Origin of the sequence: Bacillus sp. JJ1521, from assembly GCF_036965165.1 — a bacterium.
GTDB lineage: Bacteria > Bacillota > Bacilli > Bacillales > Bacillaceae_L > Ferdinandcohnia.
Genome location: NZ_JBALOX010000135.1, coordinates 1 through 10157 on the forward strand (window position 1 = coordinate 1; position 10157 = coordinate 10157).

Sequence of the window (10157 nt, forward strand, 5' to 3'; positions counted from 1 at the left end):
GCCGGAGGCTTAACTTTTTTAATTGGGTTTCGCCCCAACTAAAAAGTTACATATTTAGACAAAGACTTAATGCTTGTTCTCATGTATAATAAAGGAAACGGGTTAAAAAGGACTGATAGTTTGCTATTCAAAAGCCTAGAGTTCAAAAATTGTTATGGACAGAAGGTTAAAGTAATTGAAATTCCAGTACTGGAGAAAGGCAACACGTATCACTTTATGCTCGATTTTCATTTACAGGCATTTTTGTCGAAAATCATGATAAAATCAAGTCCAAATCAAATCTATTCGTTTCGAGAATATTTGAAGACTGTAGTTAAATGGACTGATTACGAACGTATTTTTCAACTTGATATTTTAAAACATAATGCGTAGTTTTTGATTGAGCCGATAAACAAATACGGCTTGGCGTATTTGCACCCNNTCTTACTGCTTGAAAAATTTCCTTTGAAAATCTGTGGCATCCGCCGGAGGCTAAACTTTATTCAAATTAAAAAATTGCCTATCACAGAATAATTATTAATTTTCAACCATCCCCACTTTTGGAAGTGGGGTCTTCTTTTGAATAAAGTTTAACATTTAAAATCGGTTCTTTTTTTGCATTCAACCATCAACTATGAGTAATTTACCCGTTAAAATAAGGACAGGCTATTTAGTGAAAATAGATGTATGTCAGCTGTAGGAAGTGAACATATGACAAAGGTGAAAATCGTAACAGATTCTACTGCAGATCTTTCAGAGGAGCTAGTAAAAGAACTAGGGATCTCAGTTGTCCCGTTATCCATCACAATTGATGGGGAAACGTTTCTAGACCGAGTGGATATTACCCCACGGGAATTTTTAACAAAAATGAAGCAAGCAACTGAACTGCCGAAGAGCTCTCAGCCGGCGGTTGGACATTTCGTCGAACTTTATGATCAATTAGGTAGAGATGGCAGCGAAATCATTTCCATCCATATGACAGGCGGGATGAGTGGTACAGTGGCATCTGCAGAAAATGCAGCTAGAATGAGCGAATCCAAGGTCACTGTAATTGATTCCATGTATATCTCTAGAGCCTTAGCATTTCAAGTTATTGAAGCTGCAAAAATGGCTAATGCGGGACAAGCGTTGGATGAAATTGTAAAACGGATTGAGGAAATTAGAGAAAATTCTACTTTATTTGTAACTGTTGATACATTGGAGAATCTTGTAAAAGGCGGGCGGATCGGAAAAGGCAAGGCATTTATTGGTTCTTTGTTAAACATTAAACCAATTGCCTCATTGCAGGATGGTGTCTATACTCCGGTGTCTAAGGTTAGAAGCCATGCAAAAATTGTGAAATACTTAAGTGAGAAATTTGCCGAAGATGTAAGTGAAAAAACGATAAAAGGTGTGGCAATCGCTCAAGTGGATGCAGCTGAGCTTGCTGAAAATTTAAAAGATGCGATTAAAAAGTTAACCGGATATGCCGACGTTGATATCGTCGAAACCACACCAGTAATCAGTACCCATACAGGCCCAGGAGCGATTGGGTTTATGTATTATGTGGAATAGAAGCACAAAAAAAGACGTGTGAGCAAATTCACACGTCTCTTTTTTAAATTTCAGGCATAGGAGTTGGTGTTGGGTTAGCATAGCCTTCTTTATAGGTTTCATCAATCAGAGCCCGAATTTCACTCAGTGATTTACCCTTCGAAGATTCCATTACGGATGTAGCAGCAATTTCCAAACATACCATACATTTTGTACCGTGATCATCCCAAACGATTCTCTCGCCATTGTTTTCATGAACAAAGCAATCATAATTATCACGATGACCTACAGAATCAGCGCAACCACAATAGCAAGGCATTGATTCTAACAGATCTTTATGCATTGCAGCAGCTTTATAAATCGTCACTATATCCTCGGATTTACCATTTAAAAAGGTGGGTAGCACGTCAATTGAAGCAGTTTCCTCACGAATATCTCCCATAACATGTTCTTGATTGCTGGACTCATGACCTTCATCGTTTTGCGAGCAACCAAACATCCCAAACATAAGAACAAGCATTAAAAAGACATATATCTTTTTCATAATAAACAACCTTTCCTTATCTATGTAAGCCCATTTTAACATATCCAATACTTACACAAAATAAGTTCACCATTTTGTCGAAAGAAGAAAAGTGCTAGACAAGTAAAAAGGACATCGAAACCGATATCCTTACTTACTTTCAGATTCCTCATCCGATAAATCCAATTTCTCTCCACCGATTGATATGTAAGAGAGAATATCTAAGTCTGGCTTTGATTTAGCCATACCCTGGATGTAGGGTGTAATGGTATCTTTGAAATCCTTACTAACACCCATTTCCTCACAATGTCCATAGACATACATTTTTTTATCATCAAAAAAGAATGCAATATAGCCGAGCGCCTTCTTATCCTGATTGACTATATTTAAAATTTGGCATTCTTCCTTGACCAACTCTGGGGAAACAAATATTTGCAAGAGAACTCCCTCCTTCCTACGTTAACTGTAATTTTTTGAACAGAGAATCATTTTTTTCCTTACTAGGGTTTTTCTTTTTCACACGAATTAATATCATACATAACAGTCCAACGAAAAGTGTTAACGAAGCGGTGCTTAAAAACATTCCTGCACGCGACCAGTTCATCAGCCACCCATAAATTGGGGGACCAATAGCCACTCCTAAAAATCGAACAGACCCATAAAGTGATGTAACGAAACCTCGCTTTTCAGTTGAAACTGAACCCGTGATAAAGCTATTAATACATGGTAGTACAAGTCCGGTTCCGATACTACTGATGGCTAGTACAGCAATAAACGGAATCAGGTTTTTAAAAAAGACCAACAACGCGAATGAAGCAGTCATGAGAATTAACCCAATCACGATAAGTTTTTTCATTAAAGGCATTTTTTTACCGATTTTACTTCCTGTAATGTAGGAAGTGGTTGTCATACATAAAAGTGGAATGGCTAAAATTGCTCCTTTAAGAACCCCATCAGTATCATAGGTTTTCTCCAGTACGTCGGATAAATAAAAGAGAATCCCAAACAGAGTGAATAAACAAGTTGCACCTGCCAAATAGGCCGTAAATAACCATCTACCTTCATTTTTAAAAACTGAAAACAACCCACGCACATATTTTTTGAGTGGTGGAGGTTCTTTCTTTTGTTTTTTCTCCTTTACAAAGAATATCGTGAGAAGCACGGAAATTAAGCAAAAGATTGGAAAAGCGAAAAAGGCTGCGTACCAAAAAACAAGAGCAAGTAACGAACCGATTATGGGTGAAATAACCTTGCCAAAGCCGTTTGAGGCTTCAACTAGTCCCAATACGCGGCTTTGTTTGCCTCCTTTAAATAAATCTCCTGTAAGTGCCATTGCAATAGGTGCAGTTCCTGCAGCCCCTATACCTTGCATAACCCGACCAGCCATAATCCAAAAATAAGGACTAGAAAACCAAGCGGATGCAAACCCAGCGAGAAGTCCCCCTGTACCGTATAGAATAAGTGCAGGTATGATGACGGCCTTTCTAGAAAATCGATCTGAGAAATAACCGAGCAATGGGATTGATATCGCTGCTGCTACTGAGAAAGTAGTAATGACAAGACTCACCTGGAATTGACTGATATCTAGTTCTTTTTGCATCTGGGGTAAGACAGGGATGAGCATTGAATTACCAAGTACAAGGATCAGTGGAATGGAACTAATCGCAACAATTGTCATTGCTGAATTCTTTTTGCTGGACAAGTTTTTGCATCTCCTTATATACGGTTTGAAATTTGAATCAATTATTGCCTTACTATTTTTTCAAATTGTCATGATACCTATTCTGTTAGTAGTTTCCAGTTGAAAGAAATCAGTAGAAAAGCCCATTCTTTACACCATTCACCTATTTTTGAATAACATAGCAACTGTAAGAAGATAGGTATATATAACAAAAAAAGGTATAGACAGCGATTAGCGCTTGTTGAAAAAGGAGGAGTTATGCCTATGGACTTTCTAGATGTTCCCGTGCGTACAAAGGGAGAACGAAGCTACGGAATTACCTCAATTGCTGATTTTGGAACGCCTGTTGCTCTTGTCGAGGCGTATTTACGTGATTACCATGCTTATATAGATATCGCGAAAATCGGAGTTGGCACTGCTTATGTGACCCCAAACCTACAGGAAAAAATCAATCTATATAAAAAATATAAGGTCATCCCATATTGTGGTGGAACATTTTTTGAAAAATGCTTTGTTCAAGATAAGCTTGACGAATATGTTGAAAGCCTGAAGAAGCTTGGGATTGAATGGATTGAAATTTCAAATGGGACGGTGGATATCCCACTTCATAGAAGGCTTTCGCTCATAAAAAAATGCAAGAAGCATTTTAATGTAATAGCCGAAGTAGGCTCAAAAGATCAAAAAAAGGAAATGCCTTTGTCTGACTGGGAACATGAAATTAACTTGCTGTTAGCATCGGGCTGCAAATATGTCATTACAGAGGGCAGAGACTCAGGTACTGCCGGCATTTATAATGCTTCAGGCAATGTTAATACAGAGTTGATTGATCGAATTTCGGAAAATATCAATGTCAATAAGGTTATTTTTGAAGCACCGACCCCAAAGCAGCAAATGTATTTTATTAACCAATTTGGTACGAATGTCAATCTTGGAAACGTCAAAATCAATGATGTTCTTGTGTTGGAAACACAAAGACTGGGATTGCGGAGTGAAACCTTTTTCATGGGGGAGAAGACATGGAACTTACACTAATCAGGCATCTTCCGACCGAATGGAATGTTAAAGGGGTTCTTCAAGGTAGTCGTGACATTCCAATACTTGAAGTAAGTAACGCAAACAAAGAGGAAATTGAAAAAAACAAACCCATGTTAAAACAACAATACTCATTAATTTTAACGAGTGCATTAACCCGAACACAACAAACTGCAAGGGCGTATGGGTATGAAAATTATGAAATTGAGCCTTTGTTAGATGAACTACATTTCGGAGAATTTGAAGGGAAAGAAAAAACACTACTTATAGAAACGTATAAAAATAAATGGTTTGCAAACCCACGTGAAATCGTGCTGGGGGAAAGGATTGTTGATCTAGAAACACGAATCCTTGCATTTTTAGAAAAATACAAGGATTACGAGTCTATTTTAGTGTTTGGGCATGGGTCTTGGATTCGGGCATGCCTATCTTATCACGGATTTGGCAACGTCAATAAAATGAATCAGCTCGAAATAAAAAACAATCAATTAATAATGATTGAAGTTGGAGAGGAGGAATTTGAAATTGGCCGCCATCACATATGAAAACTGGAATGATGAAAACGTTGCGGACGTTATGAAAAACAACAAGGACTATTTCGCAATTTTAAAATGGGCATATAATACCTATTCAGCTGAAGATATTGTGTACGCATGCAGTTTCGGGGCAGAAGGAATTGTTCTAATCGATCTTATTTCAAAAGTAAATAAAAAGGCGAGAATTGTTTTTCTAGATACAGGGCTCCATTTTAAAGAAACCTATGAACTCATTGATAAAATGAAAGAAAAATATCCTACTCTCAATATTGAATTGAAACAACCTGCATTAAATCTTAAAGAGCAGGCGAAAAAACATGGGGATGAGCTATGGAGGACCAATCCAAACTTGTGCTGTCAAATTCGTAAAATTGAGCCTCTAAATAATGTCCTTACAGGCACGAAAGCATGGATTTCTGGTTTGCGACGTGAGCAGGGACCAACTCGAAAAAACACGGAATACGTAAATAAGGATGAAAAATTCAAAAACATTAAGATTTGTCCACTCATTTACTGGACATGGGATGATGTTTGGACCTATATCAAGCTTAACAACCTTCCTTATAATGAGTTACACGACAATAACTATCCAAGCATTGGCTGTGCACCTTGTACAAATCAAGTGCTAAATGGCGATTTGCGCTCAGGTAGATGGGCAAATTCCGATAAAACAGAATGCGGATTACATGTAAATGGAGGTTTTGAAATTGGTATTAAGTAAGCCGCATGGCGGTAAAATGATAAATCGTTTCAACCCTACTTTTAACTATGAAGAAATTGATAAACAAATAGAACTGAGCGACATGGAGTTAAGTGATTTAGAACTAATTGCTGTAGGGGCATATAGTCCACTAGAGGGTTTTGTCGGAAAAGCCGACTATGAATCGATTCTTTATTCGATGAGACTAGCAAATGGAATACCGTGGTCAATTCCAATCACATTAGCAGTAGATAAAACAACAGCAAGGAAGATCTCAATCGGTGAGAAGGTTAGATTGATTCAAAGTGGTGAAGTATACGGGGTTATCGAAGTGACTGAAAAATTTATGCCAGACAAGGAAGTGGAAGCTTTTAAGGTGTATCGGACAACAGACACCAATCATCCTGGCGTCAAAAAATTGTATGAAAGGCCAAATGTTTATATTGGCGGACCGATTCATCTTGTAAAACGTCCAAAGAAAAAGAAGTTCGAAGCCTTTTATTTAGATCCAATTGAAACGAGAGCTGTATTTGAACACTTAGGTTGGAAAACAGTAGTCGGTTTTCAAACAAGAAATCCTGTTCATCGTGCACATGAATACATTCAAAAGTCCGCTTTAGAAGTGGTTGATGGATTATTTTTAAATCCGTTAGTTGGAGAAACAAAAGCAGACGATATTCCGAGTGATATTCGGATGGAAAGCTACATGGTTCTCCTAGAAAAATATTACCCGAAAAACAGAGTGTTCCTATCTGTATTTCCAGCTGCAATGCGTTATGCGGGTCCAAGAGAAGCAATTTTTCATGCATTAGTTCGGAAAAATTACGGGTGCACGCATTTTATCGTAGGTCGTGACCATGCAGGGGTTGGAAATTATTACGGCACTTACGATTCACAGGATATTTTTAGCCATTTTACGGAAGAGGAACTTGAAATCTCGCCTTTATTTTTTGAACATAGCTTTTTCTGTAAAAAGTGCGAGAACATGGCCTCTGCCAAAACATGCCCTCATCATAAGGAAGACCATGTGATCCTATCAGGGACAAAGGTGCGCGAAATGCTAAAAGAGGGAAAACAACCACCAAAGGAATTTAGCAGACCAGAGGTAGTCGAGGTCCTCATTAGAGGCATGGCTGAACAATATACCAAGATATAAAGGTGGTAAAAATGGGCGAAGAACAAAATATTATATGGCATCAATCAACTATAACGAAACATGATCGACAACAACAAAATCAACATAAAAGCTGTGTAATCTGGTTTACTGGACTTTCAGGTTCTGGTAAATCATCCTTAGCGAATGCCCTTGATCAGGTGCTTTTTTCAAAAAAGGTGCAGAGTTATGTCCTTGACGGGGATAATATTCGGCATGGTTTAAATGCAGGGCTGGGTTTTAGCAAGGATGATCGTAAAGAAAATATTCGCCGGATTGGTGAAGTGTCAAAGCTATTTGTTGAAAGTGGGCAAATCGTCTCAACAGCATTCATTTCGCCGTTTCGAGAAGACCGTGAACAGGTGAGGGCGTTGTTCCCTGACGGGGAATTTATCGAGGTTTATGTAAAATGTCCCATTACCGTTTGTGAAAATCGTGACCCAAAAGGCTTATATAAAAAAGCAAGAAATGGAGAGATATCCGAATTTACCGGAATAAGCTCTCCTTATGAAGAACCTAATCAACCAGAACTGGTGATCGAATCAGACCAATTAACGATCTCACAATCGATTGAAACGATTATTGACTATTTAAAACAACGGGAAATTCTTTAAAGTAAGAAAGTGTACTTAGCTTTCTTACTTTATTTTTTTCTCCAACCAAGCTGATGAGCTGCGATAAAAGACGGTGCTCTCAGGTGATAAATAAAGTCGATGATATTCGTAGATACCGTTTGACAAAGGATTGCATAAAAGACGATTCGAATATCAATAACAGATGCCGTTAATAAGAAAATGAAAAAGTTCACCCAAAGCATGACTTTGCCTGGTGACCAATCATTGTACTTTGCTATCATTAATGTTGGAATTACCATTCCACCACTAGATGAACCACTCCGGATTAAAAGCCCGACCCCTACACCAAAAACGACGGCTCCGCACAATAGGTCTAGCCAGAAAAAGGGAGTAAGAAAGGATCCAAATGCTGAAACAAAACTAACCGTTACAGAAGTGATTGTAACAGCAATCATCGTTTTCACAGTCCAGGAGAATCCGAAATATTTTAACGCTAGTGCTAAAAAGGAGAAATTGACAATCCAGAGGGACATGCCTAAAGGCAGTCCCGTCCAGTGATTCATCAAGATCGCTAGACCAGCGGCACCACCAGAAGGAATATTATGAGGAAATAAGAACAAGGACATACCAAGCCCTTGTAATAATGCACCGATAATAATACAAGTATAGGTAATCACGACTTTAGGCATTGATTAACATGACCTTTCTGATAACGATAATAGGAATTCATAAAACGAAACCTCCCGATACATACTCTCCTTGTCCATTTTATGTTGTCGGGTTATTCATTATGTTCAAAAATTGTTCACATCCTTTTAAGTTGTAAGTTTGTCACTATTTCTTTAAAATGAGATATTGAATGAGAATATGTTGAATGTAGGTGAAAACGTGAAAAAAATAAAATTTTTAGTTGTGATCGCACTTATTTTTGTTTTAGCTGCATGTGGTAGTGGAATTCCAAATGCGTTAAATTACGAAGTTTCCGATTTCTCCTATGTAGATCAAAATGGAGATAACCTTAGCCTTAAGGATTTAGAGGGGAAAGTTTGGATAGCGGATATGATTTTTACCAATTGTACTACTGTTTGTCCGCCAATGTCGGCTCATATGGCAAAACTTCAAGGCATGGTGAAAGAAGAGGGACTAGATGTTGAATTTGTTTCCTTCTCTGTTGATCCAGAAGTGGACACACCTGAAGTGCTGAAGGAGTATGCAGAAAGCTATAGTGATGATTTATCAAACTGGCATTTGTTGACTGGTTATACTCTACCCGAAATTACAGTATTTGCTAAAGACAGCTTCAAAGCATTAGTTGCTAAACCAGACGGTCAAGACCAAGTTATACATGTGATTAAGTTTTACCTAGTTGACCAAAACGGAACTGTTTTGAAAGAATACAACGGTGTCGAAAATACTCCATATGAAGAAATTATTGCCGATATAAAAACAATTCAATAAGTTGGAAAAAGGACTCCGAGGGGTCCTTTTTGCATGAAAATACTTATTCCTCCGCAGACAAAGCTCCATCAACAACAACTGTCTCTAGCTCTTTCCAGAACAATTCATGGCTTGTGAAGGTGAGGCAGCCGCTTGTGATTTGTTCTGGGAATTCTTCTTTTGCATCTGGTTGTTTTTCGCGTTTTTTATTCATAAGAATACCTCATTTCTATTAAGGTTAAAAAATGATTCTCCTACTTATCTTTCCTTACTTTCCCAAAATAATTTCTCATAAAAAAAGGGAAAATGTAACTGTAAATGATTACAAAGGGGATACATCGATGCTTGCAAGAATGAAGCTGTGCGTGATTACCATTTGGACGATTCTTGATCCGATTTATTATGCATTCACTAGGCTCACATATGTTGAGGATAAAGAAATTTTACGGGTAAAAGTAACAAAATACAAAGGTCGGTCATGCGTCCTTGAAGATGGAACTGAAATTAAGAAAAATGACTTATTGATTAAAATTCACCTGCATAATGTAATTTTGCTTAGACAGCTGCTTGGTATAAAAGGGGAAACATCAAAGGCAAGACTTATTTACAAACAAGTAAAGCAAGCTTTGCCGGGGGTTGCCGACTATATTCAAAATCACCCGAAAAAGAATGAAATTAAAGGAATCGTTGGCATAACGGCATTAAATAAGGGTAGCAGGCGATTAGGATTTGAATCGATTGCAATCTCTAATAAAATTTATCTCTGGTTTAAACTAATTGTGTTTCTCCCGATGTATTGTATGGCCGTATCGAATCTTTCAAAGCAAAGTATCCAGAGACATCCAATGTATTTATTTATGTCTAAAAATACACTGTTCGAAATGTATCGATAGTATCCATTCATTACCACTCACTTTTTCGAATTCTATTATTTATAATGGAGAGAGAAAAGGTGGTGTGTTTTTTTATGAAAATTTTTATCATTCTTTTTGCGATTATGATAGTTTT

Annotated in this window: 14 protein-coding genes; 9 read left to right on the forward strand and 5 right to left on the reverse strand. The window is 37.6% G+C overall.

The genetic code is table 11. From position 1 onward, the window contains the following. Positions 1-120: 120 nt before the first annotated feature. Together V7147_RS17640 and V7147_RS17645 are read left to right on the forward strand one after the other, a co-directional pair. The gene (locus tag V7147_RS17640; protein WP_335369145.1) at positions 121-372 is read left to right on the forward strand and encodes a DUF2535 family protein; all 252 of its coding nucleotides are present in this window, start codon (positions 121-123) and stop codon (positions 370-372) included. 318 nt (positions 373-690) lie between these two features. Next, a complete protein-coding gene (locus tag V7147_RS17645) occupies positions 691-1533 on the forward strand; it encodes a DegV family protein (protein WP_335369146.1) in 843 nt (280 codons plus the stop codon). Between the two features lie 43 nt (positions 1534-1576). Here the strand turns inward: V7147_RS17645 and V7147_RS17650 are convergent, their stop codons facing one another. The 3 genes from V7147_RS17650 to V7147_RS17660 all read right to left on the reverse strand — a co-directional run bounded on the left by V7147_RS17650 (position 1577) and on the right by V7147_RS17660 (position 3713). After that, the gene (locus V7147_RS17650; protein ID WP_335369147.1) at positions 1577-2056 is read right to left on the reverse strand and encodes a PCYCGC motif-containing (lipo)protein; all 480 of its coding nucleotides are present in this window, start codon (positions 2054-2056) and stop codon (positions 1577-1579) included. A 129-nt stretch (positions 2057-2185) separates the two neighbouring features. Continuing rightward, positions 2186-2473: a hypothetical protein gene (locus V7147_RS17655; RefSeq protein ID WP_335369148.1), complete on the reverse strand. Its 288-nt coding sequence runs from the start codon at positions 2471-2473 to the stop codon at positions 2186-2188. 16 nt (positions 2474-2489) lie between these two features. Continuing rightward, positions 2490-3713, reverse strand: a complete 1224-nt coding sequence (locus V7147_RS17660) for an MFS transporter (RefSeq protein WP_335369160.1) — start codon at positions 3711-3713, stop codon at positions 2490-2492. A 267-nt stretch (positions 3714-3980) separates the two neighbouring features. On the opposite strand from V7147_RS17660, the gene V7147_RS17665 reads away from it, so the two are divergent. From V7147_RS17665 to cysC, 5 genes are read left to right on the forward strand one after another with little or no spacing between them, the layout of a single operon-like run. Then, positions 3981-4748 (forward strand): phosphosulfolactate synthase, encoded by a 768-nt coding sequence (locus V7147_RS17665; protein WP_335369149.1) that lies wholly within the window; start codon positions 3981-3983, stop codon positions 4746-4748. Beyond that, a complete protein-coding gene (locus tag V7147_RS17670) occupies positions 4733-5293 on the forward strand; it encodes a histidine phosphatase family protein (RefSeq protein ID WP_335369150.1) in 561 nt (186 codons plus the stop codon). The genes V7147_RS17665 and V7147_RS17670 overlap by 16 nt, the downstream gene beginning before the upstream one ends. A 31-nt stretch (positions 5294-5324) precedes the next feature. Continuing rightward, entirely contained in the window at positions 5325-6005 is a 681-nt protein-coding gene (locus V7147_RS17675) for a phosphoadenylyl-sulfate reductase (protein WP_335369161.1), read from the forward strand. Further along, on the forward strand, positions 5992-7140 hold the full coding sequence (gene sat, locus V7147_RS17680) for a sulfate adenylyltransferase (protein WP_335369151.1): 1149 nt from the start codon (positions 5992-5994) through the stop codon (positions 7138-7140). Before V7147_RS17675 ends, sat begins: the two co-directional genes overlap by 14 nt. 11 nt (positions 7141-7151) lie before the next feature. Then, on the forward strand, positions 7152-7751 hold the full coding sequence (cysC, locus tag V7147_RS17685) for an adenylyl-sulfate kinase (RefSeq protein ID WP_335369152.1): 600 nt from the start codon (positions 7152-7154) through the stop codon (positions 7749-7751). A 29-nt stretch (positions 7752-7780) separates the two neighbouring features. Here cysC and V7147_RS17690 read toward each other — a convergent pair whose 3' ends face one another. Next, positions 7781-8401: a YitT family protein gene (locus tag V7147_RS17690; protein ID WP_335369153.1), complete on the reverse strand. Its 621-nt coding sequence runs from the start codon at positions 8399-8401 to the stop codon at positions 7781-7783. 178 nt (positions 8402-8579) lie between these two features. On the opposite strand from V7147_RS17690, the gene V7147_RS17695 reads away from it, so the two are divergent. Continuing rightward, positions 8580-9170, forward strand: a complete 591-nt coding sequence (locus V7147_RS17695; RefSeq protein WP_335369154.1) for an SCO family protein — start codon at positions 8580-8582, stop codon at positions 9168-9170. Between the two features lie 43 nt (positions 9171-9213). Here the strand turns inward: V7147_RS17695 and V7147_RS17700 are convergent, their stop codons facing one another. Next, positions 9214-9363, reverse strand: coding sequence for a hypothetical protein (locus V7147_RS17700; RefSeq protein ID WP_335369155.1), 150 nt, complete (start codon positions 9361-9363; stop codon positions 9214-9216). Positions 9364-9490: 127 nt separating this feature from the next. On the opposite strand from V7147_RS17700, the gene V7147_RS17705 reads away from it, so the two are divergent. Beyond that, positions 9491-10042: a YkoP family protein gene (locus V7147_RS17705; RefSeq protein WP_335369156.1), complete on the forward strand. Its 552-nt coding sequence runs from the start codon at positions 9491-9493 to the stop codon at positions 10040-10042. Positions 10043-10157: the final 115 nt, after the last annotated feature.